20 protein-coding genes are annotated in these 24,286 nt (G+C 64.4%); 10 read left to right on the top strand and 10 right to left on the bottom strand.

Features of this window, described 5'->3' with window-relative positions:
* Positions 1-6: 6 nt before the first annotated feature.
* Genes ACZYSP_RS30600 through ACZYSP_RS30590 form a run of 3 tightly spaced genes read right to left on the bottom strand, consistent with a single transcriptional unit; the run spans position 7 to position 2,373 of the window.
* On the bottom strand, positions 7-855 hold the full coding sequence (locus ACZYSP_RS30600) for a fumarylacetoacetate hydrolase family protein (RefSeq protein ID WP_093057288.1): 849 nt from the start codon (positions 853-855) through the stop codon (positions 7-9).
* A gap of 31 nt (positions 856-886) precedes the next feature.
* Positions 887-1,642, bottom strand: a complete 756-nt coding sequence (locus ACZYSP_RS30595; RefSeq protein ID WP_093079154.1) for an SDR family NAD(P)-dependent oxidoreductase — start codon at positions 1,640-1,642, stop codon at positions 887-889.
* Positions 1,639-2,373 carry an SDR family oxidoreductase gene (locus ACZYSP_RS30590; protein ID WP_093057286.1) on the bottom strand — a complete coding sequence of 245 codons (735 nt, stop codon included), beginning with the start codon at positions 2,371-2,373 and terminating at the stop codon, positions 1,639-1,641. The genes ACZYSP_RS30595 and ACZYSP_RS30590 overlap by 4 nt, the downstream gene beginning before the upstream one ends.
* A gap of 134 nt (positions 2,374-2,507) precedes the next feature.
* Between ACZYSP_RS30590 and ACZYSP_RS30585 the strand changes: the two genes are divergently transcribed.
* Genes ACZYSP_RS30585 through ACZYSP_RS30570 form a run of 4 tightly spaced genes read left to right on the top strand, consistent with a single transcriptional unit; the run spans position 2,508 to position 6,806 of the window.
* A complete protein-coding gene (locus ACZYSP_RS30585; RefSeq protein WP_093057285.1) occupies positions 2,508-3,224 on the top strand; it encodes a FadR/GntR family transcriptional regulator in 717 nt (238 codons plus the stop codon).
* A gap of 30 nt (positions 3,225-3,254) precedes the next feature.
* The gene (locus ACZYSP_RS30580) at positions 3,255-4,781 is read left to right on the top strand and encodes a UxaA family hydrolase (RefSeq protein ID WP_093079157.1); all 1,527 of its coding nucleotides are present in this window, start codon (positions 3,255-3,257) and stop codon (positions 4,779-4,781) included.
* Positions 4,782-4,811: 30 nt separating this feature from the next.
* A complete protein-coding gene (locus ACZYSP_RS30575; RefSeq protein WP_093079159.1) occupies positions 4,812-5,744 on the top strand; it encodes an SMP-30/gluconolactonase/LRE family protein in 933 nt (310 codons plus the stop codon).
* Between the two features lie 3 nt (positions 5,745-5,747).
* The gene (locus ACZYSP_RS30570) at positions 5,748-6,806 is read left to right on the top strand and encodes a malate/lactate/ureidoglycolate dehydrogenase (RefSeq protein ID WP_489018210.1); all 1,059 of its coding nucleotides are present in this window, start codon (positions 5,748-5,750) and stop codon (positions 6,804-6,806) included.
* Positions 6,807-6,823: 17 nt separating this feature from the next.
* On the opposite strand, the gene ACZYSP_RS30565 is transcribed toward ACZYSP_RS30570, so the two are convergent.
* From ACZYSP_RS30565 to ACZYSP_RS30550, 4 genes are all read right to left on the bottom strand, one after another.
* Positions 6,824-7,711 carry a DMT family transporter gene (locus ACZYSP_RS30565; RefSeq protein WP_489018208.1) on the bottom strand — a complete coding sequence of 296 codons (888 nt, stop codon included), beginning with the start codon at positions 7,709-7,711 and terminating at the stop codon, positions 6,824-6,826.
* Positions 7,712-7,842: 131 nt separating this feature from the next.
* The gene (gene slmA, locus ACZYSP_RS30560) at positions 7,843-8,493 is read right to left on the bottom strand and encodes a nucleoid occlusion factor SlmA (protein ID WP_093057280.1); all 651 of its coding nucleotides are present in this window, start codon (positions 8,491-8,493) and stop codon (positions 7,843-7,845) included.
* A 65-nt stretch (positions 8,494-8,558) separates the two neighbouring features.
* Positions 8,559-9,452, bottom strand: coding sequence for an acetylglutamate kinase (gene argB / locus ACZYSP_RS30555; protein WP_093057279.1), 894 nt, complete (start codon positions 9,450-9,452; stop codon positions 8,559-8,561).
* Between the two features lie 57 nt (positions 9,453-9,509).
* Entirely contained in the window at positions 9,510-10,607 is a 1,098-nt protein-coding gene (locus ACZYSP_RS30550) for a glycosyltransferase family 4 protein (protein WP_093079168.1), read from the bottom strand.
* Between the two features lie 45 nt (positions 10,608-10,652).
* Between ACZYSP_RS30550 and ACZYSP_RS30545 the strand changes: the two genes are divergently transcribed.
* Positions 10,653-11,399, top strand: coding sequence for a glycosyltransferase (locus ACZYSP_RS30545; RefSeq protein WP_093057277.1), 747 nt, complete (start codon positions 10,653-10,655; stop codon positions 11,397-11,399).
* 13 nt (positions 11,400-11,412) lie between these two features.
* Here ACZYSP_RS30545 and ACZYSP_RS30540 read toward each other — a convergent pair whose 3' ends face one another.
* Entirely contained in the window at positions 11,413-12,396 is a 984-nt protein-coding gene (locus ACZYSP_RS30540; RefSeq protein ID WP_093079170.1) for a glycosyltransferase family 2 protein, read from the bottom strand.
* Positions 12,396-14,258 carry a glycosyltransferase family 2 protein gene (locus ACZYSP_RS30535; protein WP_256216892.1) on the bottom strand — a complete coding sequence of 621 codons (1,863 nt, stop codon included), beginning with the start codon at positions 14,256-14,258 and terminating at the stop codon, positions 12,396-12,398. The genes ACZYSP_RS30540 and ACZYSP_RS30535 overlap by 1 nt, the downstream gene beginning before the upstream one ends.
* A 215-nt stretch (positions 14,259-14,473) precedes the next feature.
* On the opposite strand from ACZYSP_RS30535, the gene ACZYSP_RS30530 reads away from it, so the two are divergent.
* Genes ACZYSP_RS30530 through ACZYSP_RS30520 form a run of 3 tightly spaced genes read left to right on the top strand, consistent with a single transcriptional unit; the run spans position 14,474 to position 17,397 of the window.
* Positions 14,474-15,892, top strand: coding sequence for a mannose-1-phosphate guanylyltransferase/mannose-6-phosphate isomerase (locus ACZYSP_RS30530; protein ID WP_093079175.1), 1,419 nt, complete (start codon positions 14,474-14,476; stop codon positions 15,890-15,892).
* Positions 15,893-15,924: 32 nt separating this feature from the next.
* Positions 15,925-16,692 carry an ABC transporter permease gene (locus ACZYSP_RS30525; protein WP_354336910.1) on the top strand — a complete coding sequence of 256 codons (768 nt, stop codon included), beginning with the start codon at positions 15,925-15,927 and terminating at the stop codon, positions 16,690-16,692.
* 3 nt (positions 16,693-16,695) lie between these two features.
* Positions 16,696-17,397, top strand: coding sequence for an ABC transporter ATP-binding protein (locus ACZYSP_RS30520; RefSeq protein WP_093178336.1), 702 nt, complete (start codon positions 16,696-16,698; stop codon positions 17,395-17,397).
* A gap of 29 nt (positions 17,398-17,426) precedes the next feature.
* Here the strand turns inward: ACZYSP_RS30520 and ACZYSP_RS30515 are convergent, their stop codons facing one another.
* Positions 17,427-19,547, bottom strand: coding sequence for a glycosyltransferase family 4 protein (locus ACZYSP_RS30515; RefSeq protein WP_489018202.1), 2,121 nt, complete (start codon positions 19,545-19,547; stop codon positions 17,427-17,429).
* Positions 19,548-19,984: 437 nt separating this feature from the next.
* On the opposite strand from ACZYSP_RS30515, the gene ACZYSP_RS30510 reads away from it, so the two are divergent.
* Positions 19,985-21,250: a class I SAM-dependent methyltransferase gene (locus ACZYSP_RS30510; protein ID WP_354336913.1), complete on the top strand. Its 1,266-nt coding sequence runs from the start codon at positions 19,985-19,987 to the stop codon at positions 21,248-21,250.
* Positions 21,250-24,237: a glycosyltransferase gene (locus tag ACZYSP_RS30505; protein WP_489018199.1), complete on the top strand. Its 2,988-nt coding sequence runs from the start codon at positions 21,250-21,252 to the stop codon at positions 24,235-24,237. Before ACZYSP_RS30510 ends, ACZYSP_RS30505 begins: the two co-directional genes overlap by 1 nt.
* The last annotated feature ends 49 nt before the right edge of the window (positions 24,238-24,286 follow it).

Here is a 24,286-nt window from a genome sequence, read left to right as displayed (position 1 = left end):
CCTCGTTCAGAGCTTGAACGGAATCACTTCCTGGCGCTGCTCGCCCAGGCCTTCGATGCCCAGCGTCATCACGTCGCCCTTCTTCAGGAAGAGCGGCGGCTTCATGCCCATGCCGACGCCGGGCGGCGTGCCGGTGGTGATGACGTCGCCGGGCATCAGCGTCATGAACTGGCTCACGTAGCTCACGATCTTGGCCACGCTGAAGATCATGGTCTTGGTGCTGCCGGTCTGCACGCGCTGGCCGTTCAGGTCGAGCCACATCGAAAGCTTCTGCGGGTTCTCGATTTCGTCGCGCGTCACCAGCCAGGGGCCGAGCGGGCCGAAGGTGTCGCAGCCCTTGCCCTTGTCCCAGGTGCCGCCGCGCTCGATCTGGTATTCGCGCTCGCTGATGTCGTTGATGGTGCAGTAGCCGGCCACGTAGTCGAGCGCGCTCTTTTGCGACACGTAGCGTGCGCGCGTGCCGATGACCACGCCGAGCTCGACTTCCCAGTCGGTCTTGACCGAGCCCTTGGGCAGCATCACCGGATCGTTCGGGCCCTGGATGCAGCTGTTGGCCTTGGTGAACACCACGGGTTCCTTGGGCACCGGCAGGCCGGATTCGGCCGCGTGGTCCGCGTAGTTCAGGCCGATGGCGATGAACTTGCCGACGTTGGCCACGGGGCTGCCGAAGCGCGGCTTGCCCTTGACCAGCGGCAGCTTGTCGATCTTCTGCTTGCGCAGCTTGGCAATGGCGGCATCACCCAGTTGCTCGGGGCCGATGTCCTTGACGACGGCGCTCAGGTCGCGCAGCTGGCCCTTGTCGTCGATGAGGCCGGGCTTTTCCTTGCCGGGGTTGCCATAGCGGACGAGTTTCATGCTTTCCTTTCAGTGCATTGAATTGAATTGATCAGTACGTGGAGCGGCCGCCGGAGAGGTCGAAGACCGCGCCGGTGGAAAACGAACAATCTTCGGTGCAGAGCCAGCCGACCATCGCGGCCACCTCCTCCACCGTGCCGAAGCGGCCCATGGGAATCTTCGAGAGCATGAAGGCGATGTGCTCGGGCGTCATCTGGTCGAAGATGGCCGTCTTCACGGCCGCGGGCGTCACGCAGTTCACGCGGATGCCGGTGTCGGCCAGCTCCTTGCCGAGCGACTTGGTCAGCCCGATAACGGCCGCCTTGCTCGCGCTGTAGGCACTGGCGTTGGGGTTGCCCTCCTTGCCGGCCACCGAGGCGATGTTGACGATGCGGCCGTAGCCGCCAGTGCCCTGCTTGCGCATCTGCGCGACCACTTCGCGGCAGCACAGGAACACGCCGTTGATGTTGACGTCTATCACCTGGCGCCAGTCGTCCACGGGGTAGTCCCACAGCCTGGTGTTGGGGCCAGTGATGCCGGCGCTGTTGACCAGAGCGTCGATACGCGGCGCGTGCGCCAGCGTGGCGGCCACGGCCTTGGCAACAGAGGGCTGCTGCGACACGTCGACCTTCAGCGCAAAGGCCTTGTCGCCGAGCGACTCGGCCGCCTTCGCGGCGGCGTCTTCATCGCGGTCCCACAGCGTGACGCCGCCGCCCGAGGCCACGAGCCGCTGCGCGATGCCGAAGCCGAGCCCCGTGGCGCCACCGGTGACGACCGCGTGGCGGCCCTTGAAGTCGAGCTGGTTCATATGGTGATGCCGCCGTCGACGGTGAAGGCCTGGCCGGTGGCGAAGACCGATTCGTCGCTGGCAAGGAATACAACCACCGGCGCGATTTCCTCGGCCTGCGCGAGCCGGCCCATGGGCTGGCGCGCGATGAAGGCCTTGCGCGCGGCTTCGGGGTCGGCATTGGCGTTGATGCGGTCGCCAAGCGAGGGCGTGTCGACCGTGCCCGGGCACACGGCATTGCAGCGGATGCCCCGGGCCACGTAGTCGGCCGCCACGCTCTTGGTGAGGCCCAGCACCGCCGCCTTGGTGGTGCCGTAGACAAAGCGGTTGGGCAGCCCCTTCATGCTGGAGCACACGCTCGCCATGTTGATGATGCTGCCGCGCCCGGCCGCCAGCATGCCGGGCAGCACGGCCTGGATGGTCCACATCTGGGCGCGCACGTTGAGGCTGAAGGCGAAAAGCAGCTCGTCGTCGGTGGCCTGCTCGATGGTGCCGTTGTGCACCACGCCCGCGCAGTTGAAGAGGACGTCGAGCGCGGGCAGCTTCGCCACCACCGCGCCGATGGCTGCCTTGTCGAGCACGTCGAGCTTGAGCGCGGTGACGTTGGGCACGCCCGCGTAGCGTTCGAGCAGCTTCTCGTTGACGTCGGTGGCCCAGACCTGCGCGCCCTCGGCGGCCATGGCCAGCACGCTGGCGTAGCCGATGCCCTGGCCGGCGGCGGTGACCAGCGCGGTCTTTCCCTGCAATCTCATCGGTGTCTCCTCTGGTCGTGTCTTCGGGTTAGGCCCGATGATGGCGCGGGCGGTGTATCGTATTCTGAATTGGCCTTACCACTTGTCCAATTCAGGACAACCCTTAAGCCCCTCGACCTCCTTTTTTCGCTCCCGTGCCGATCCAGACCCTCGAACCCCAGCGCCTCTACCGCCAGATTGCCGAACAGTTGCGCGTGCTCATCGGCAAGGGCGAGTTCGCGGTGGGCGCGCGCATTCCGGCCGAGCGCGACCTGGCCAAGCAGCTGGGCGTGAGCCGGCCCTCGGTGCGCGAGGCACTGATCGCGCTGGAGGTGGAAGGCTGGGTCGAGATCCGCACCGGCTCGGGCGTGTACGTGCTCGACCGCTCGCACCGCACGGCCCCGCCCGCCAACGGAGCAGCCGGCGCCGAATGGGGGCCGCTCGAAATCATCCGCGCGCGCCGCCTGGTGGAAGGCGAGACCGCCGCCACGGCGGCCCAGTACGGCAAGCGCAAGGACGTGGACGCCATCCGCCGCGCAATCAAGATGATGCGCGAGATGGCCGCGCGCAGCGAAGTACCGCACGAGGGCGATCGCGCCTTCCACCTGGCCATCGTCAACGCCTGCGGCAACGTGGTGCTGACCGAGACGGTGCAGGGCTTCCTGGAGTCGCGCCACGGGCCGATCTTTGCGCGGATGATCGATTACTTCGAGACCATGGACTCGTGGCAGGCCGCCATCGGCGAGCACGAAGCCATCCTCGACGCCGTCGCTGCGCGCGACCCGGCAGCGGCGCGCGAGGCAATGCACCAGCACATGGACAAGTTCCACCAGAGATTCAGCGCGAGCTGGCGCCGCGCGAAGGTCTCCTGACAAACAAACAAGCGCCGACAGGCACTCACGATGACTCCCTACATCCGACTCCACCCCGCCGATGACGTCGTCATCGCGCGCTCGCAACTGCTCGGCGGCACCGTCGTCGAAGGCGTGGCCGTGCGCGGCCTGATTCCGCCGGGCCACAAGATCGCGATGCGCGACATCGCCCAGGGCGAGCCGGTGCGGCGCTACAACCAGATCATCGGATTCGCGAGCAAGCCCATCGCTGCCGGCGAGCACGTGCACACGCAGAACCTGAACATGGGCCCGGACAAGGGAGACTTCGAACGCGATTACGCCTTCGGCGCCGACGTGAAGCCCGCCCCTGCGAAGCGCGAGGCCACCTTCATGGGCATCAAGCGCGCCGACGGCCGCGTGGCCACGCGCAACTACATCGGCGTGCTGACCAGCGTGAACTGCTCGGCCACGGCCGCGCGCGCCATTGCCGACCACTTCTCGCGCAAGACCAATCCGCAGGCGCTCGCGGCGTTTCCGAACGTGGACGGCATCGTCGCGCTCACGCACGGCACCGGCTGCGGCATGGACACGCAGGGCATGGGCATGCAGATCCTGGAGCGCACGCTGACGGGCTACGCCACGCACCCGAACTTCGCGGGCGTGCTGGTGGTCGGGCTCGGCTGCGAGGCCAACCAGATCAACGCCTGGCTCGCGACCGGCCACCTGGCCGAGGGCGAGAACTTTCGCACCTTCAACATCCAGGACACGGGCGGCACCCGCAAGACGGTCGAGAAGGGCGTGGCGCTCATCAACGAGATGCTGCCGCGCGCCAACGCGGCAAAGCGCGAGCCGTGCAGTGCGGCGCACATCACCATCGGACTGCAGTGCGGCGGCTCCGACGGCTACTCGGGCATCAGCGCCAACCCGGCGCTGGGTGCGGCGGTCGACCTGCTGGTGGCGCATGGCGGCACCGCCATCCTCAGCGAAACGCCCGAGGTGTACGGCGCCGAGCACCTGCTGACGCGCCGCGCGGTGAAGCGCGAAGTGGGGCAGAAGCTGGTGGACCGCATCAAGTGGTGGGAGCACTACACCGAAATCAACGAAGGCGAGATGAACAACAACCCCTCGCCGGGCAACAAGGCCGGCGGGCTCACCACCATTCTCGAAAAGTCACTGGGCGCGGTGGCCAAGGGCGGCACCAGCAACCTCGAGGCGGTGTACGAATACGCCGAGCCCGTGACGGCGCACGGCTTCGTCTACATGGACACGCCGGGCTACGACCCGGTGAGCGCCACGGGCCAGGTGGCCGGCGGCGCCAACCTGATCTGCTTCACGACCGGGCGCGGCTCGGCGTATGGCTGCGCGCCTTCGCCCTCGCTCAAGCTCGCGACCAACTCTGCGCTGTGGCAGCGGCAGGAAGAAGACATGGACATCAACTGCGGCGAGATCGTGGACGGCACGGCGTCGATCCAGGAGATGGGCCAGCGCATCTTCGAGCTGGTGCTGGCGACCGCTTCGGGCGCGCAGTCGAAGAGCGAGCAGCACGGCTACGGCCAGAACGAGTTCGTGCCGTGGCAGGTCGGCGCGGTGATGTGACGTGATGTGAATCCATCGGCAAGGAACGACATGGCCAACCTCCCCTTCGGCTTTCTCGAGGGCACCGGCTTCGAGCATAGAGACCCTCGCTTCAAGTCTTGCATTCCCGGCCCCGAGCGCGTGCAGCGCCTGTGGACCGGTGCGCGCTGGTGCGAAGGCCCCGTGTGGTTCGCCGCGCACCGCACGCTGGTGTGGTCGGACATTCCGAACAACCGCATGCTGCGTTACGACGAAGTCAATGGCACGGTCGGCATCTTCCGTGAGCCGTCGAACAACACCAATGGCAATACGGTCGACCGCCAGGGCCGCCTCGTGAGTTGCGAGCATCTAACGCGGCGCGTAACGCGCACCGAGCATGACGGCACGATCACCGTGCTGGCCTCGCACTGGCAGGGCAAGCGTCTCAATTCGCCCAACGACGTGGTCGTGCATTCGGACGGCGCCGTGTGGTTCACCGACCCGAGCTACGGCATCCTCTCCGACTACGAGGGCCTGAAGGCAGACAGCGAAATCGGCGCCTGCCATGTCTATCGCATCGACCCGGCGAGCGGCGAAGTCGAACGCATGGCCGATGACTTCGTGAAGCCCAACGGCCTGGCGTTCTCGCCCGACGAATCGACGCTGTACATCGCCGACACGGGCGCGAGCCATGCGGCGGACGGGCCGCGGCACATCCGCCGCTTCAGTGTCAGCCCCTATGCCAGGAGGCTGGACGGCGGCGAGGTGTTCGCCGAATGCACCAACGGGCTGTTCGACGGCTTCCGGCTCGACACCGAAGGCCGCATCTGGACCAGCGCACTCGACGGCGTGCACGCCTATCACCCCGACGGCACGCTGCTCGGCAAGATCCTGATCCCCGAGCGCGTGGCCAACGTCTGCTTCGGCGGGCCCAAGCTCAACCGCCTTTTCATCTGCGCGACCACGTCGCTCTATGCCATCACACTGAACGCGAAGGGAGTCTGATCCATGTCCAGAACATTGGAGGCCAACGGCCTGCAAGCCACCGTCACCCGCATCCTCGAGGCCGCGGGCAGTTCGCCGGCCGAAGCGCAACAGGTGGCTGCCAACCTCGTGCTGGCGAACCTGAGCGGCCATGATTCGCACGGCGTGGGCATGTTGCCGCGCTACGTCGATGCAGTGGCCGAGGGCGGACTGAAGCCGAACGCAGCAGTGCGCGTCAACCTCGACATCGGTACGCTGATGGGGCTCGACGGCCAGCACGGCTATGGGCAGATCGTCGGCGTGCAGGCGATGGAGCTCGGCATTGCGCGGGCGAAGCAGCACGGCAGCTGCATCTTCACGCTCTCGCACGCCCACCACCTGGGGCGCATCGGGCATTTCGCGGAGATGGCCACGGCCCAGGGGCTGGTCGCCATGCACTTCGTCAATGTGCTGTCGCGGCCGGTGGTCGCGCCGTGGGGCGGTGGCGACGGACGCTTCGGCACCAATCCGTGCTGCATCGGAATTCCACTGGCTGGCGCCGAACCCTTCGTGCTCGACTACGCAACCAGCCGCGTGGCACAGGGAAAGATGCGCGTGGCGCACAACAAGGGTGAGCGCGTGCCCGACGGCTACCTGATCGACGAAAACGGCGCACCGACCAACGACCCGGGCGTGGTGGTGGTGCCGCAGGGCAACGGGCTCTTCGGCGCGCTCATGACTTTCGGTGAGCACAAGGGCTACGGGATGGCGGTGGCGTGCGAGTTGCTCGGCGGTGCGCTCACTGGCGGCGGCACGTGGCACCGGCCGGCGGACACCGCACGCACGGTGTTGAACGGCATGCTGACGGTGCTGATCGACCCGGCGCGGCTGGGCACGCAGAAGTCTTTCGACGAAGAGGCGCGTGAGTTTGTCGAGTGGCTGCGGCAGAGCCCGCCGGGGCAAGGCTTCGACGAAGTGCAGATTGCCGGCGAGCCGGAGCGCAAGGCGCGCGCGGCGCGCCGCAAGGACGGAATCTGGGTGGACGACGCGACGTGGGGAGAAATCGTCGCGGCGGGAGCCAAGGTGGGCGTGACCGTCGCGTAGGGCTTTGACGCCGGCTGCTATCGGCGGGCACTTCGCGACTTCTGGCTCAGCACCAGCGCGATGCCTCCCAGAATTGCCACCGAAGCAGCCGCCAGCCGCGGCGTGATCGCCTCCGACAGGAACAGCACGCCGCCGAACGCAGCCAGGAGCGGCACCGACAACTGCACGGTGGCCGCGCGCATGGCCGAAAGACGGCTCAGCGCCGCATACCAGACCGCGTAGCCGAGGCCCGATGTCAACCCGCCGGAAGCGACAGCAAGCACAAGGCCGGTCGCGTCCACGCGAGCGCTGGCCGCAAACACCAGGCTCAACACCAAGGCAAGCGGCACGGCCCGCGTGAAGTTGCGTGCCGTAGCGGCCAGCGGGTCAGCCACCCCACGGCCGCGCAAGGAATACACGCCCCACGCCACACCCGCGATCGCCATCAGCACGGCGCCGAGAAGCGGCGGCGCGGCGATGCCCGGGGACACTAGGTAGACGAGTCCGCCAGCCGCCAGGACGAAGCCGAACCACGCGAGAGCCCCGAAGCGCTCGCCGCCAGAGCGCAAGCCCACGCCGAACATCGTCAGCTGGACCGCGCCGAACAGGATCAGCGCGCCCGTGCCCGCCGACAGGCTGAGGTAGGCGAAGGAGAAGAACGCGACATAGCCGAACAGCATGACGGCGGCCAGCCAGTCGACGCGGGCGGACGAGGCCGGCGGCTGTGCCCTGAACCGCACGATGAGCCCCAGCATGAGCGCTCCCGCCACGAGCCTGACGCTGCCGAAGCTCGCTGCATCAATGCCTTTGTGCTGCAGCGCAAGCCGGCACAGGAGCGAATTGGCCGCGAACGCGAGCATGGCCACCGCCGTGAGGAGGATCGTCTGCAGCGTGGGCTGCCGGTTGTCGCGCGCGTCATCGGGCATGCGCCCTCCGTCGAGGAACCTGCGCAAACATTGGCCTGCCGCCGAGGCCCGGCGGCAAGGGGCGAGTTGATGCTACTCCGCTCGAAGACTCTAGGCGAGCCGGCCGACGCCCCGCAAGGGACGAACGCGAATCAAACGATCAATGCGATCGTGGCTTCAAGGTGCTCAGACGGTGCGCGGCGGAAACCCGAGCGCGCAAAGCGCTGCAGCTGGCCCACGACAAAGGCCGTGAGCGCAGCGGCGCGCACCTGGGCGTCGACGCTGGGCGTGGCCGAGCCGTCGGCCGCGGCAGCCCCGCGCAACACCTGGCGCAGGGTGGCTTCGATCTTGTCGAAGAACTGGTTCATGCGCTGCTGCAGGCGTTCGTTCTCGTAGACCAGCGCGTCGCCCACCATGACGCGGGTCATGCCGGGGTTGCGCTCGGCGAACTGGACCAGCAGCGTGAGGATCTTGGCGGCCTGCTGGGCGCCGGTGGCACCCTCGCGCTCGAGGATCTGGTTGACCAGCGTGAAGACGCTCTGCTCGATGAAATCGATCAGGCCCTCGAACATCTGGGCCTTGCTGGCGAAATGGCGGTAGAGCGCGGCCTCGCTCACTTCGAGACGGGCGGCCAGCGCGGCGGTGGTGACCCGCTCGGCGCCGGGCTGCTCGAGCATGGCGGCGAGCGCCTGCAGGATCTGCACGCGCCGCTCACCCGGCTTCGGGCGCTTGCGCGCCGGGGGAGTGAGCGTGTCCGCGGGGGTCTCTACGCCGGAAGCACTGGTCGTCTCTTCGTTCTGCATGGGAGCGCGTGCAAAGATGTAATCAATTGATTCTCGCACAGCGCAGTGAGCACGCGCCCACCCGTTCAACGGGCGCGGATCATCGTCCCGTAGGCCTGGTCGGTCAGGATCTCCAGCAGCATCGCGTGCGGCACCCGGCCGTCGATGATGTGCACCGCGTTCACGCCGCTCTTGGCGGCGTCGAGGGCGCCTTCGATCTTGGGCAGCATGCCGCCCGAGATGGTGCCGTCGGCGAACAGGTCGTCGATTTCGCGTGCGCTCAGGTTGGTGAGCAGCTTGCCGTCCTTGTCGAGCACGCCGGGCGTGTTGGTCAGGAGCATGAGCTTCTCGGCCTTGAGCACGGTGGCGAGCTTGCCGGCCACGACGTCGGCGTTGATGTTGTAGCTTTCGTTGTCCTCGCCGAAGCCGATGGGGCTGACGACGGGGATGAAGGCGTCGTCCTGCAGCGCCTTGACCACGCTGGGATCGATGGAGACGATGTCGCCGACCTGGCCCACATCATGGTGCACGTTGGGATCGGCGCGGTCGGCCAGCTTGAGCTTCTGCGCACGAATCAGCCCGCCGTCGCGCCCCGTGAGGCCCACCGCCTTGCCGCCGGCCTGGTTGATCAGGCCCACGATGTCCTGCTGCACCTCGCCGGCCAGCACCCATTCGACGACTTCCATGGTCTCGGCGTCGGTGACGCGCATGCCCTGGATGAAGCTGCCCTTCTTGCCCAGGCGATTGAGCGCCGCCTCGATCTGCGGACCGCCGCCGTGCACCACCACCGGGTTCATGCCGACCAGCTTGAGCAGCACCACGTCTTCGGCAAAGTCTGCCTGCAGCGCCGGATCGGTCATGGCGTTGCCGCCGTACTTGATGACGATGGTCTTGCCGTGGAACTTGCGGATGTACGGCAGCGCCTGGGCCAGGATCTCGGCCTTGTCGCGCGGGGGGATGTTGAGGACGGGGTCGGTCATGGGCGGTCAGGCTCCAAAGCGAAGGACGGAAGGAAATTCTCGCAAAGAAAGATGTCGTCAGGGGCGCAACCAACGGGGCACCTTGAAGCGCACGATCATCAGGTAGGCGCCCACGTATGTGGTGACGAACAGCAGGCAGAAGAACATCAGCATGATCGTGTTGTTCCAGAACAGCACGGCCGGCACCACCGACAGCGCGGCAAACATCCAGAGGTACGGCGAGGTGCGGTTGTTGCGCGCCAGCAGTTGCCGGGCCTCGTCGTCCGCGAAAGCCACGCGCACGATGCGCCGGAAGATCAGCTGGTGGAAATGCAGCGCATCGGCCGTGCCGGGCGACTGGCCGCGCGCCAGCTTGCGGTAGATGGAGAACAGCGTCTCCCACACCGGATAGATCAGCAGCAGCATCGGGAACCAGGGCGACACCACGCGGTGCCGCTGCACCAGCGTCACGCAGGCCACGGCGATCACCATGCCCCAGACGTAGGCTCCGCCGTCGCCGGCGAAGATCTTGCCGCGCGGGTAGTTCCAGACCAGGAAGCCGAAGGTGGCGCCGACCAGGCAGATCACCATGGCCGCCAGTTGCCGGTCGCCCACCTGCAGCGCCACGTGGGAAATTGCCAGGCAGACCAGCACGGCGACCGTGCCCGCGAGCCCGTTGTAGCCGTCGATGATGTTGAAGGCATGCGGCAGGCCGCCGATGGCCAGGGCCGCGAACAGCACTGTGGCATACGGAATCATCGCCAGCCAGCCGTCGACCGTCTCGAAGCCGGTGCGTGCCACGCCCAGCCCCAGCAGCCAGCACACGAGCAGCGCCGAACCGATGGTGAGCCCCAGCCGGTAGCGCACCTTCACGTTCTGGGTAACGTCTTCGACGATGCCGCCCAGCACCGCCGGCAAGATGCACAGCAGCGTGAGCATCGAGGTCTTGACCGGCCACGACACATTGAACGGATCGGTGCCGGTGATGCCGGCGGCCAGCCAGGCCACCCCCATGCCCACCAGGATGCCCGCACCGCCCAGGCGCGGCACGTGGCCTTTGTGGAAGCGCTGGGGCATGTCGGCGCCGTAGAGGCGGGCATGCCTGCGCGCGCGGCGCATGAACAGCTGGACCGAGAAGGCAGCGACGAAGAAACTGATGACGATCAGAGCAATCATGTGTGGGGGTTGGGGAACCCTAGAATTCCCGAGCGAAATTAGACCATGCCCACGCCCCCCTCCCCCCGCCCCCCGATCACCATTTCAATCGTGAGCCACGGCCAGCTCGCGCTGGTGCTGCCGCTGCTCGAGCAGCTGGACCGGCACAGCCGCGAAGTCATCGACAAGGTTTTGCTCACATTGAACATTCCCGAGCCCGATGTGCTCGCTGGCCGCAACTGGGGCTTCGAGGTGGAGCGGATCGAGAACGCGAGCCCCAAGGGCTTCGGTGCCAATCACAACCAGGCCTTCGAGCGCTGCGGCACGCCGTGGTTCCTGGTGCTCAACCCGGACATCCGCTTTGACAGCGACGTGCTGACGCCGTTGCTCGCGCAGGCCGCGGCCGACGCCGGCCTGCTGACGCCGCGCATCCTGGAGCCCGGCAAGGCCGAGCCGGAGCCGCACCGGGCGATGCTCACGCCGCTTGAAATCGTAGGAAGAAGGAAGCCCGGCTATGTGCGGCCGACGGTGCCCGCGTGGATTCCGGGGCTGTTCATGCTGTTTCGCAGCGAGGTCTACCGGCAGCTCGGTGGCTTCGACGAGAAATTCTTCATGTACGGCGAAGACTTCGACATCTGCGCCCGCACCCGGCTCGCGGGGTGGAAACTGCAGGTCGGCGAAGACCTGGTCGCCCGGCACGACGCGCAACGAGAAAGCCACCGGAGCAAGAAATACCTGTACTGGCACGTGACCAGCCTGCTGAAGGTGTGGCTGTCGGGGTCGTTCTGGCGGTACTGGCGGCTTCGCGGTTGACCGATCAAGTCCGTCAGCCGCGTTCGAGCAAGTCTTGCACGATGGCGTGCCCGCCGCGGCCGAAGCGCGCATAGCGGCCGCGCGCCGCCTCGATCAGGATCGGCAGCAGACGCAGCGGCCGCGCCGCCGGAAGCTCGGCCCGGAACCGCTGATGCTCGACCTTGGCGCGCTGTGCCTCCAGATAAGCCGCCGGCACCCGGGCGCCAAGCTGCTGCAAGCGCTGCAGCAGCGCTTCGGCCCTGCGCAGCCGTGCCACGTGCTTGTCGCCGCGTTCGGCAAAGGCCTTGGCCATCTTCTCGGACAACGTGAGCCGCCGTGCGCCGATCTGGTTGCTGGCGTGCTGGCGGTAGTCGATGGTCGGCTCGGGCAGCACGTCCATGCGGCCGATGGCTGCCGCCACGGCGGCCAGCCACTCGTCGTGCACCCACTCCGGTGCGAACGGCAGCGCTGTGTCGAGCAGGGTCTTGCGGAACATCGTGGTGGCGCCGGTCACGAGATTGCGCCGCAGCAGGACACCGAAGGCCTCGCCGCCCGCGATGGCCGCCAGTTCGGCAGGCTGCACCTCCAGCGCGTGGAAGAGCGTGGAGCCTAGGGGCTTCAGTTCGGCATCGACGAGGCGCGCGTCGGTGTGCAGCAGCAGCAGGTCGGGCCGCGCCTCGAACTGCGCCACCATGCGCGCGAGCCGGCCTGGGTGCCAGGCGTCGTCCTGGTCGCACAGGGCGATGAGCTCATGGCTGCAGGCGCGCGCGGCCTGCTCGAAGTTACGCGTGACGCCCAGCGGCGGCGTATTGCTGAACACGCGCAGCGCGACCTGGTCCGCCACGCCGCACTGCGCGAGGGTGTCGCGCACGACGGCCAGGGTGTCGTCGGTCGAGCCGTCGTCGGACAGCACGATCTCCCGCGGCAATGGCGTCTGCGCGCAGATGCTTCGGACCTGCTCGGGAAGATAGCGCGCGCCGTTGCGGGTGCAGAGCGCGACGGAAACGTCGAGGGCCATCAGACCGGAGGCAGGCGGGGCGGCCAGGCGTAGCTGAAGTCTTCGCGGGCCAGCATGAGGTTGGGGCTGTAGGCGGGGTCGTTCTGGATGATGGCGCCCCAGCGTTTGTGCATGTAGGCGGCTTCTTCCTGGAACTGTGCCTGCTTCTGCGGCGAGACATCCTTGGCGCGGGTAGCGGACTCGTAGTGGAACAGCTCCGCGTAAGGCGTCCAGACGTTGCGCAGGCCCGCTTCGCGCAGCCGGAGGCAGAAGTCGATGTCGTTGAAAGATTCCTTCAGATGCACTTCGTCAAGGCCGCCGACTTCGAGGTAGTGGCACTTCTGGATCACGAGGCAGGCCGCGGTGACCGCGGAGAGCGTCTGGATCAACGCCGCGCGGCCAGCATAGCCTTCGCGGCCCATCGGCATGCGGCGGTGCGAATGCGCGGCAATGCCCCCCACGCCCAGGATCACGCCGGCGTGCTGCAGAGTCTTGTTGGGGAACCACAGCCGCGCCCCCACGGCGCCCACGCCCGGCTGCACCGCAAGGCTCACCATCTCACTGAGCCAGTCCGGCGTGATGACCTCGATGTCGTTGTTGACCAAGGCCACTAGTTCGCCATTGGCCGCGGCAACCGCGCCGTTGTTCAGTGCCGCGTAGTTGAAATCGCGGTCGTCGCGCAGCACGCGGACATTCGGCTTCTCTGCGGCAATCCGCTTGAACCAGGCCAGCGTGTCCGGATCGTCGGAGCCGTTGTCGACGATGATGATTTCGTAGTTCGAATAGCTGGTTTTCTCCAGGATCGATTCGACGCATTGCCGGGTCAGCTGCAAGGCGTTGCGTGTCGGGATGATCACGGAAACCAGCGGTAAGACATCGGGCAAGGCGTAATGCACGCGGTACCCGAAATCGAGGTGTTCGGCTGTGGCACGCACGCCTGTGCGCATGAAATGCTCGTTCAGCGCGCGCTCGCCTGCGATGGCCGCATAGGGCTTGGCGCTCATCGAACGGGCCGTGCTCTCGACGTGCACGCGCCAGTGGTACAGCACGCGCGGAATGTGCTGGATCTGGCTGGGCTGTATCCGCTCCATGCAGCGCAACACCAGATCCCAGTCCTGCGAGCCTTCCATGCCGACGCGGAAGCCTTCGACTGAACGCATCAGTTCGGTCGAAAGCACGCCCAGATGGCTGAACATGTTCTGCGAGCGGAAGAGATCGACGTTCCAGTCCGACTTGAAATAGGGCCCGAACCGGTGCCCACCCTCATCGACCTTGTCTTCGTCGGAATAGATCAGCTTCACGTCAGGATGGGTCGCGATGCAATCGGCCACCCAGAAAAGCGCGTGGGCCGGCAGCAGGTCGTCGTGGTCCATGAGCGCGACCCAGGAGCCCGAGACGAGTTCCAGAGCGCTGTTGGAAGCGGCCGAGATATGACCGTTTTTCGGGCGAAATACCACCTTGATGCGCGGGTCGCTCTCGCTGTACGACTTGAGGATCTCGCGCACCTCGGCCGAAGGCGACGCGTCATCGGCAATGCAGAGCTCCCAATTCGGATAGATCTGGCTGCGCACCGACTCGATGGCCTCGCGCAGCCACGCGGGGTTGGGGTTGTAGGTGGGCATCACGACCGAGATCAGCGGCCGGTCTTTCATGGCGGCCACGCGCTGGGCGATCTTGTCGCGCAATTCGGGAGTCAGGGTGTCATAGCGTTGCACCCACTTCGTATAGTCGTTGTAGCCGCCGAATCGCCGGCCCAGCTCCCAGCGAATGCCCGCCCACCCCGACTTCTTGAACATTCGCCATGCCCGCTGCACGCGCCCCATCATTCCGGGGCCTTGCCAGAGTCCGGCCAGGCCGAGGATGAATCGATAGACAGATTTCATAGAAATTGCGCACCCGCGAGGCGGATGAGGCGGAGCTTGTGAGGAAATACCTGAAATAGACAGGGCGATGCCGAAACATGGCGTCGCTGGCCTTGCGGGAGGGGATTATCTTCGCAACCAGCCGCCGCAAAGGACGGCGGCGGCCGTTTCACTCCTACGCCGGACGTCGGAGGGCTGCCCGTAAAATTGGTCGGTCAAAAAGCTAAAGGAAAACAATGAGGCTACTCTCTGTGGTGCTCTCGGGAGGCGCCGGCTCCAGGCTCTGGCCTGCTTCGCGTCAGGCTTTTCCCAAGCCATTCATGAAAATCGGCGACTCCACGCTGCTTCAACAGGCTGTCGAGCGTGGACAGGCCTGCGGGACCGGTGACCTGATGGTCGTGACCAACAAGGACCATCTGTTCCTCACGAAGGACGTGCTCGGGCAGATGAGCGACCCGCCCACCACCACCTTTCTCCTCGAGCCCAAGGGGCGCAACACTGGTCCGGCCATCGCGCTTGCAGCGCTTCAATGCGCGCGCCAATTCAGTGGCGACACAGTGATGCTCGTCCTTTCCGCAGACCACCTGGTGCCCGACGTGCATGCTTTCGTGGCCAGCGCGACGGAAGCCTTCCGCCTGGCGCAGGAAGGCAACCTCGTTGTGTTCGGCGTGAGCCCAACAAGCCCCGACACCGGCTTCGGCTACATCGAAGTCGAACACGTTTCGCGCGAGAGCCAGAGCGTCAAGCGCTTCGTCGAGAAGCCCGACCTCGAAACGGCACAGAAGTACTTGGCCACCGGCCGGTACTACTGGAACAGCGGCATGTTCGCGTTCACTGCCGACACCATCATCGCCGCGCTCGAGAAGCACGCTCCGGACGTGATCAGAGCAGCAAGGCGTGCACTCGAAACCGCCAAGACCTCCGGTGCATCCGTCAACTTCGATCTGCATGCGTTCGGTTTGCAGCCGGACATCAGCATCGACTACGCGGTGCTGGAGCACGCCTCGAATGTCCACGTGGTGCCCGCCAAGTTCAGCTGGAGCGACGTGGGTTCGTGGCCTGCGGTGTCCAATGCGCTGACGCCTGACGCCAGCGGCAACACGCTTCCCGACGATGTCGTAGCCCTCGACACGACGGGCACGCACGTGCAGGTCGAAAGCTATGGCCCGAAGGTCGTTGCCACCATTGGCGTTCACGACCTCGTGATCGTCGACACGCCCGATGCGCTGCTGGTGCTTCACAAGGACAGCGCACAAAAGGTGAAGAAGGTCGTCGACGTGCTCAAGGCTCGCAAGCACGACACGGTGCACCTGCCGCCGGTGGTCCACCGTCCGTGGGGCACATACGCCTCGCTCAAGGAAGAGGAAGGCTACAAGGTCAAGCGCATCACCGTCAGACCCGGCGAAGCGCTGTCCCTGCAATACCATCACCAGCGCGCGGAGCACTGGGTGGTCGTACAGGGGCGCGCCATCGTACAAATCGGAGACACCGAGCACGAGACGCTCCCGGGCCAGTATCGGTACATTCCCCTGAAGGAAAAACACCGCCTGACCAATATCGGCGACGAAGAGCTGGTGCTCATCGAAGTCCAATGTGGCGGCTATCTGGGCGAAGACGACATCGTCCGCCTTGCAGACACTTACGGACGTACATGAGTCAAGTCCACTCCAATCTTCACCGAAGCGCCTTGTCCGACTGGTGGCAAGGCACCCGCCGCACCGATATCTGGTGGACCCTCGCCTGGTTCGACATCGTCCTGCGCTATCGCCGCTCCATGCTCGGCCCGATGTGGCTCACCTTGAGCATGGGCGTGATGATCGGCGGCATGGGTCCGTTGTACAGCTCGCTGTTCGGCACCGAACTCTCGCGTTTCTTTCCGCACCTGGCGCTGGGCATCATCTTCTGGGGTTTTTTCTCCAGCATCGTGACGGATGCATGCAACGCCTTCGTCGGGTCGTCGAACTACCTCAAGCAGGGGTATTTCCCGATCAGCCTGTTCGTCTGGCGAAGCCTGGCGCGCAACCTGATCCAGTTTGCTCATCAGATCGTGCTCTACATCCCCGTGGCGATCTGGGCCGGCGTTTCGCTGTCCTGGTCAGTGCTGCTCGTCCTACCGGCCTTCGCCATCCTCATAGTCAACGCGCATGCACTGGGCCTGCTGCTGGGACTGATTTGCACCCGCTACCGCGACGTCACGCAGATCGTCACCAGCGTGATGCAGATGCTGATGTTCCTGACGCCGGTGTTCTGGCTGCCCGAGAGTCTTCCAGGCCGCGCCAAGTACGTGCTGTGGAATCCGTTTGCGCAGATGCTGGACCTGCTTCGCACGCCCCTGATGGGCGGCGTTGCACATATCCACAGCTGGATCGGCATCCTGTTCTGGACGGTGTTGTGCCTGACTCTCGCCATCCTTCTGTTCTCGAAGTACCGCCGTCGCGTCGTCTACTGGCTCTGATCCATGGCATTCATTTCACTCAAAAACGTCGCCGTCAACTTCCCGATCTATGGCGCTGGCGCCAACTCCCTAAAGAAAACCCTTGCGGCCTCCGTGACCGGCGGGCGCTTCGGCAAGGAAACTGGCGTGACCGTGGTGCAGGCGCTCAGCGGCATCAACCTCGAGCTCAAGAGCGGTGACCGGCTCGGCCTGGTAGGCCACAACGGCGCGGGCAAGTCGACATTGCTGCGCACGCTGGCCGGCGTCTATGAGCCATCCTCAGGAGAGTTCGCGCGCCAAGGCTCGGTAGCCAGCTTGATCGATCCTTCGCTGGGCATCGAAATGGACGCGACGGGCGTGGAGAACATCATGCTGCGCGGCCTCGTGATGGGCATGAGCAAGAAGGAGATCGACCGCCTCACGCCTGACATCTGCGAATTCAGCGGCCTGGGCGAGTATGTGAACATGCCCGTGCGCACCTACTCAACCGGCATGATGATGCGCTTGGCGTTCTCGATCTCGACCAGCGTCGAAGCCGACATCCTGCTCATGGACGAATGGCTTTCGGTGGGCGACGCGGAATTCACCGAGAAGGCCGAGAAACGGATGCGGGACGTGGTTTCGAAGTCCGGCATTCTGGTTCTGGCCTCGCATTCGCCGGAACTCATCGCCAAGGAGTGCAATCGGGTGATCCACCTCGAGCACGGCCGGATCGTCGAGCAATAGCGCCTATTCCGGTCGGCCGGCAGCCGGCTTCAACCTGCTTGTGAAGTCCGCTGCATCGCCTTGATCTCTTCGAGGCGATGCTTGACCTTCTTGCCCGCGCTCTGAAGCGAGAGGTTTGCCTCGGCGCTCGCCTTGGCCCGAGCGCCAAGTTCGCGCGCCCATTCCTGGTTGTCGTAGACGCGCCGCATGAGCTGAGCGGCATGCTCGATGGATGGCTCAGCCCACTCCAGATCGGCGCCATAGGGCGGGATCGGCTGGCCGAGTTTCACGAGCTTGTACGAAACAAGCAAGCTGTTGTCGTCGTCCATGAAGTCGACATTGCCGGAGAAGTTGGTGGCGATTACTGGCTTGCCCATGAGCATCGCCTCGGCCATCGTCAATCCCAGACCTTCGCTTCGGTGAAGCGACACGTAGGCATCGCAGGCGTCCATCAATGACAGGAGATTGTCGGGGGTGTAAACCTCGTTGATGAGCACGATGTTGCTGCCGGCCGCGGCCTTTTGCAGTACGTCGAACTGCTCCGGATGCCGGTCGCCGAAGGACGTCTTGAGCACGAGGCGCACGCTTTCGTCTTCACCAAAAGCCGTCTTGAATGCGCGGATCAGCCCGAGCGGGTTCTTCCGCTCCATCACGCTCATCATGTGGAATACGAAGAGAAACGTATAGGGCGCCTCGCTCAGGCCGAAATGCGATTTGCCGCGTTGCGCGTAGGGCGCCAACTGGACACCAGGGAACAAGGTACGAACCGGAATGGAGAGCCGCTCTCGAAGCCCGCGCGCAACGAACTCTGTCGCAGCCCAGACCTCGTTCACCTTCTGCGCGTGCGTGACCCATGAATCAGGAATGGAGTCGAACTCCCAATACCAATAACCGATCCGGTACGGACGAGGCGCTCGCTCAAAGAGATCGGCGCGTTCGTAGGCCGTATCGAACAACGGCTCAGGCTGCACATGAACGACCGTGATGTCGTGGCACTCCACGCCACGAAAATCGGTGTGATGGGGGTCGTCCTTCGCATCGGTCCTGATGTCGCGCAGCGAGGTCGCGACGTCGTTCAAGCCCAGTGCCGTCACCAACGATTCGACCGAAACCCGAAGCCCGGAGGGATAGCAGAAATGGCCGATGACGTTGACGCCCGGCTTGGCAAGCTCTATCCCGAGGACCAAAGGGTCGAACTGGGCGCACCATGCCTGCAACGCCGCAGACAACGGGCTCGCCAGCGAGCTCAACCAGGCCAGCAATGCACCAGCGCGTGAAGCGTCGGCAAATGCATCGGGATGGGTCGTCCGCCACCGCTCCCTGGCGGCATAACCGATCCGGATCTGCGAAGCGGGATCCTCCCATTCCGGCCACGTCGAGGGGTTCAGCCAATCGCCAGAAGCAGCATACTTGGCGGCGAACCACGTGGCGAATTCTTCGCGCCCGAAGACAGTCATACCGTCTGGATGCTGCTGCTGCCATGCGGGCGTGAACGCGTGAGCTAGCATGAGCTCGCGCCGGGGATCCTGCGCCGCCTCAAGAAAGAGCCACCAGATTTCCTCGATGCGCAGTTTGCCGACAACCAAACCATACCGCATGAACCAGGGCAGCAGATGTGGCCACCCCGCGGGGGTCAAACCGTGTGGCACCAGGGCCCTGAGATCCTGCTGAAACAGGAACACTTGCCTGGCACGGGACGAGAGATCGCTCTCGAGCAACGCCGTCACGCAGGAAAGAGCCCAAGGCGAAAGCGAAGCCAATGCCCTCTCGCCTTCCGGCGTCCACCGAAGAGCCATGCCCTCGGCATTGGTTGCTTTGCGAGGCAGAACGCCTTGGCATTCCGGCTGCGATCTCACGAAGTCGATGCACCACCTTGCAGCAGACCACACGTCATCGATATCTGCACTCTGGGGTAGCCAAGGTGACAGGAATGCAGCATCGCCCGTTGCAGCCGCCTGGAGTGCCGACAGCGCGTCTGCGCTGCTTGTGATCGGCATCGCGGGAAGTTTGGCCGTGCGGGCCATGCTATCCCGCACCAGTTGCATTCCCTCTCGGGCCTGTGCATTGCGCAATGCCACAGTCTGCGCGGCCTCCCTGTTGACACGGCGCACCCGGACTCGCTTCGGCAAAAGCCAAGGCGTCATCAACCACCACAGGCCCTTGGCCAGCAAACGGACTCGAATCACGACCTGAGTTTACTTAATGAAACGTACGTTCCCGTCCTCGTTCTCATGGACACATCCGTTTCAGATACAGAAACAGGAGATCCTTCACATGCTGTAGCCCCTTCAGTAGCGCAGGCCCAAGAGAGCGGTGATGCGGAAGTTAAGATTCTGCCGTTATCAAGTTGGAGACCGAAGCTGGCAGATAGAAAGAAGAGTGCCACGCCAGCCATACGACATCGCGGCACTTCTGCCATGGGACCGCATGCGAGATCGACACGATTGGCTTTGGTTGAACAGTGCGTCGAAAACGGCGGGAAGTGAAACGCCGCCACTAGAATTTGTATCTTCTTTTATCAGAAGCGCCTGAAATCCGCACCTGACGGTTGGCACGATCTGCTGCAGCACTACAACGACGCATTCCCACGCAGAAGGCAACAGAACAAATGAGCGCCCTTTTTTATCGCGCCTTCGAAGACAAATACCGCGGCTCACGAGAACTCATTGGATCCCGCCTGGAAATCTATGTCCCATTCCTTCAGCCGCTCCTGAGCTTGAAGACGCCGGCGACGGCCCTGGACATCGGTTGCGGGCGGGGCGAGTGGCTGGAGCTCCTTGCCAACCTGGGTTTCCAGGGGCGCGGAGTCGATCTGGACGAGGGCATGCTCCAGGCCTGCCGAGAGCGCGGCCTCGACGTGGCCCACTCGGAAGGGCTTGCCACGCTTAGACAAACCCCTTCGAACAGCCAGCTACTTGTTTCGGCGTTCCATGTGGTCGAACACATCCGCTTCGAGGAATTGCAGGCGATGGTGGCCGAGGCCCTGCGCGTTCTGGTCCCGGGCGGACTGCTTATCCTTGAGACGCCAAATCCGGAAAACATTGAAGTCGGCACATCCAACTTCTATCTGGATCCTTCGCACGTCAAACCGCTTCCCTCGCAGTTGCTGGCTTTTGTGGTCGAGCACACAGGATTCCAGCGGCACAAGATACTGAGACTTCAGGAAGCCGCTGCTCTCCATGGCGATGCGCCCGTCTCGCTGATCTCGGTACTGGGAGGCGTCAGCCCCGACTACGCGGTCGTTGCGCAAAAGAATGGAGATGCCGATGCGCTGCATGCGCAGGATCATGCGTTCTCGAAAAAGTACGGGTTGTCGCTGCCTGAACTTGCCCTGCGGTATGACCAGCATCACGCAGTCGTGCAGCAACAACTGAGCGAGGCGGAGGCTCGGGCGGAATCCCGCGAGAGACACCTGCGCAAGCTGCTCGCGATTGTCGAAACACAGGCCCGACAAGCCAAGGCCACTGCAGCCGCGCTGGAAGCCAGCGTCACTCTCCTGGAGCAACAGCTTGTACAGACAACAGACAGGCTGCAAGAACTGGAAAAGCGTGGATTCGCCGTGCACACCGCAGGCCTGCGAGAGCGGCTTGGAGCAGTCAAGGCATTCTTGCGGCACCCACGCCCGGGACCCATCGTCAGGCGGCTCTCGAAGGTTGCGAAGAAGCTAGGAGTTCACGGCCCCATGCGAGCCGTCTATGTGCGGATGCGTAGTTTTGCATTAGCTCGGATGAAGAAGGACGTCGATCTGCCGCCAGCGCCTACACCGCAAACGCCGTCGGACCGGCCTTTGGCCGAGCTTTCCGATGACGCACGCTCGGTCTGGAATCAGTTAAATATTCGTAGCCAAAACAAACATGAACAGGGGGTCGATTGATGCGGGTGTTGCTGGATCTTCGGGTATTGAAACCTGCAGCGGGCTCTTCTGATGCACAACGGATGTTGATGTGGATATTCTCGAAAGCGCTCGCTCAGGCACTTCGCGAAAGACATGACACCTACGTCCTGCTCGACGGGCGATATCCCGAAAGCGCCGCCGAGGCGCGCAGCATGCTCACCGAGGTTCTTCCACCAGCCTCCATCCACCTCTGGCAGTCCACGCCCCCAGAGAGCCTGCGAACGACTGCAGCACTCGAAGCCGCGGAATACCTGAGCGAAGCTGTCGTTGCTCGTCTCGGTCCCGACGTCGTGTATGTCTTCGCTCCTGACAAGGCAATCCAGCGTGACGCCACGCGTTCGATCCCGCGCGTGGCCGCCAGAGCGCTGCCGCAGAGCGCACCGATCACGAATGACGGCAGCACTCCCGCCGATTTGACAGCGGCGATTCGCATCGCTGTCGAAGACATCGAGAGCGCTGCACCTGGTGTCGCTTCTCTACCGACCGCTCCCGGGAAGCGGCCCAGACTTGCCTACGTCTCCCCCCTGCCCCCCCAACGCAGCGGCATCGCGGATTACAGCGCCGAGCTTCTGCCCGAACTCGCGAAGTACTACGACATCGATCTCATCGTCGGTACGCAGAGACTGGCGTCGCCAGCGCTTTCGCAAGCCTTTGCTGTACGCGACGGGGCGCATCTGATCGCCCATGCGGGCAGCTACGACCGCGTGCTCTATCACATCGGAAACTCCGAGTTCCACGAGTACATGTTCGAGCTGCTGGAGGTGGTGCCGGGCACGGTTGTGCTTCACGACTTCTTTCTGGGCGACGCGCAGTGGCACCTCGAATTTCTCTGCGGCAAGCACCATGGTCTCGACCGTGCGCTCTACGACTCGCATGGCTACCAGGCCTTGGTCGATCGCGAACGAGTCAAAGATGTCTCTGCGGTCGTCTCCCTGTACCCATGCAGCTTTGAAGTGATTCGGCGGGCACAGGGCATCATCTTTCACTCCAACTATTCCCTTGGACTGATGAAGCGCTGGTATGCGGCAGCATCCAACCTGCAGACCACGCTGATTCCGCTGTTGCGCCGGCCGGCGGAAAGCCACGCGCCTGCGTCGCGCGATGAGGATCGCCGCGCGTTAGGACTGACCGAAGACGACTTCCTGGTCTGCGCCTTCGGATTACTTGGCGTCACGAAACTGAACGACCGGCTGTTACGGGCATGGAAGAATTCCCCGCTCGGGACCGATCCTCGCTGTCGCTTGGTCTTTGTCGGAGAGAACGGGCAGGATGCCTACGGCGACGTCATCCGGGCAGCGATCGATGAGCTTCCCACGCCCAACGTCCAGATCACCGGCTGGGCGGACGAGGCAACGTTCCGCCGCTACCTGCGAGCGACGGACGTTGCCGTGCAACTGCGCGGCAGATCGCGCGGTGAAACGTCGGCGGCTGTCCTGGACACCATGAATCATGGCGTTGCGACGATTGCGAATGCACACGGCGCGATGGCGTGGCTGCCAAAGGACAGCCTCTGCATGCTCGAAGACGAGTTCACGGACGCTCAGCTGGCCGAAGCACTGCAGCAACTCTGGCTGGACGTCGAAGGCCGCAAGGCGCTGGGGGTCAGGGCCCGCCGGTACATCAATGAACATCATTCACCTGAGCGCTGCGGTCACCAGTACGCCGAGGCCATCGAGCAGTTCGCGCACAGCCGAGGCCACGAGCGCGATGCACTGATCGCCAAGGTGGCAGGGATTGCACCGGCATTGGACGGCGAGGAGAAGAACACAATTGCCTCGGCAATTGCGATCAACTTCCCTGCCGCTAGGCCGGCAAAGCAACTGCTGCTCGATGTTTCGTCCATGGTCCACCAGGACCTCCATACGGGCATCCAGCGCGTCGTCAAGTCGCTGCTTCGGGAGTTGATTGAATCGCCGCCTGAAGGCTTTCGCGTGGAGCCGGTGTACGGAGATTCCCAGCAACTCGGTTACCGCTACGCACGGCGCTACACCCTGCGCTTCCTGGGCTGCACCGAAGACACACTAGAGGACACGCCTATCAGCTACGCCGAGGGAGATCACTTCATCGGACTGGATCTGATGCACGACCCCGTCTACTTCCAGGCGCCCTACTTCCGCCGGATGCGGAATGCCGGTGTTCGGGTCCAGTTCGTTGTCTATGACCTGCTGCCGGTTCTGATGAAACACCGCTTTCCCGAAGGGAGTGCGGCATTGCACACACGCTGGCTTCGTACCATCGCGGAGTTCGATGGGGCGCTCTGCATCTCCCAGGCGGTTGCCAACGAACTGAAGGAATGGGTAGGCCACAACGCGCCGCACCGTTCGAACAAATTGCAGGTACGGTCCTTTCCGCTTGGTGCCGACCTCAGCACCGTGGCCTCGAAGGGCTTGCCACCGAGCGCGGGGCTCGCCATGCGTGCAATTGCCGCACGGACGAGCTTCCTGATGGTGGGTACCGTCGAACCGCGCAAGGGCCATACCGTTGCCCTGGATGCTTTCGAGACCCTCTGGGCGGAGGGCCTTAATATCAACCTCGTCATCGTCGGCAAGCAAGGCTGGATGGTCGAAGAACTCGCCGAACGGATGCGCAAGCATCCTGAGCAAGGACAGCGACTCATCTGGGTCGAGAAGGCTAGCGATGAATACCTCGAGCTGGTTTATTCGGCCTCGCCCTGCCTGATCACGGCCTCCGAAGGCGAAGGTTTCGGCCTACCCCTGATCGAGGGAGCACAGCGCGGCCTCTCTCTGATCACGCGGGATCTGCCGGTCTTTCGCGAGGTCTGCGGCGACTGCGCACTCTACTTCTCCGGTGGTGCGCAAGCGCTGGCCGACGCAGTGCGTCAATGGCTGGCCCACGCACAGGAAGGAACGCAAATCCGCTCGGAAGACTTGCACTATCTCAACTGGCGGCAAAGCGCTCAACGCTTCATCGAGGCCGCCTTCTGGGACGCAGCCTCTTCCGATTGAAGCCGCATGCCGTGGGGCCGGCCAGATCGGCTCGCGGCACAATACTCAC

The organism is Variovorax sp. F042 (assembly GCF_057814215.1).
This window is presented reverse-complemented; position numbering and strand designations above follow the sequence as displayed.

Coding starts and splice junctions, on each gene's coding strand:
- ACZYSP_RS30565 (WP_489018208.1), bottom strand. CDS start 7,711: ATGCCCGATGACGCGCGCGACAACCGGCAGCCCACGCTGCAGACGATC.
- ACZYSP_RS30570 (WP_489018210.1), top strand. CDS start 5,748: ATGTCCAGAACATTGGAGGCCAACGGCCTGCAAGCCACCGTCACCCGC.
- ACZYSP_RS30520 (WP_093178336.1), top strand. CDS start 16,696: ATGGCATTCATTTCACTCAAAAACGTCGCCGTCAACTTCCCGATCTAT.
- ACZYSP_RS30600 (WP_093057288.1), bottom strand. CDS start 855: ATGAAACTCGTCCGCTATGGCAACCCCGGCAAGGAAAAGCCCGGCCTC.
- argB (WP_093057279.1), bottom strand. CDS start 9,452: ATGACCGACCCCGTCCTCAACATCCCCCCGCGCGACAAGGCCGAGATC.
- ACZYSP_RS30550 (WP_093079168.1), bottom strand. CDS start 10,607: ATGATTGCTCTGATCGTCATCAGTTTCTTCGTCGCTGCCTTCTCGGTC.
- ACZYSP_RS30590 (WP_093057286.1), bottom strand. CDS start 2,373: ATGAGATTGCAGGGAAAGACCGCGCTGGTCACCGCCGCCGGCCAGGGC.
- ACZYSP_RS30540 (WP_093079170.1), bottom strand. CDS start 12,396: ATGGCCCTCGACGTTTCCGTCGCGCTCTGCACCCGCAACGGCGCGCGC.
- ACZYSP_RS30580 (WP_093079157.1), top strand. CDS start 3,255: ATGACTCCCTACATCCGACTCCACCCCGCCGATGACGTCGTCATCGCG.
- ACZYSP_RS30595 (WP_093079154.1), bottom strand. CDS start 1,642: ATGAACCAGCTCGACTTCAAGGGCCGCCACGCGGTCGTCACCGGTGGC.
- ACZYSP_RS30575 (WP_093079159.1), top strand. CDS start 4,812: ATGGCCAACCTCCCCTTCGGCTTTCTCGAGGGCACCGGCTTCGAGCAT.
- slmA (WP_093057280.1), bottom strand. CDS start 8,493: ATGCAGAACGAAGAGACGACCAGTGCTTCCGGCGTAGAGACCCCCGCG.
- ACZYSP_RS30510 (WP_354336913.1), top strand. CDS start 19,985: ATGAGCGCCCTTTTTTATCGCGCCTTCGAAGACAAATACCGCGGCTCA.
- ACZYSP_RS30530 (WP_093079175.1), top strand. CDS start 14,474: ATGAGGCTACTCTCTGTGGTGCTCTCGGGAGGCGCCGGCTCCAGGCTC.
- ACZYSP_RS30505 (WP_489018199.1), top strand. CDS start 21,250: ATGCGGGTGTTGCTGGATCTTCGGGTATTGAAACCTGCAGCGGGCTCT.
- ACZYSP_RS30535 (WP_256216892.1), bottom strand. CDS start 14,258: ATGAAATCTGTCTATCGATTCATCCTCGGCCTGGCCGGACTCTGGCAA.
- ACZYSP_RS30545 (WP_093057277.1), top strand. CDS start 10,653: ATGCCCACGCCCCCCTCCCCCCGCCCCCCGATCACCATTTCAATCGTG.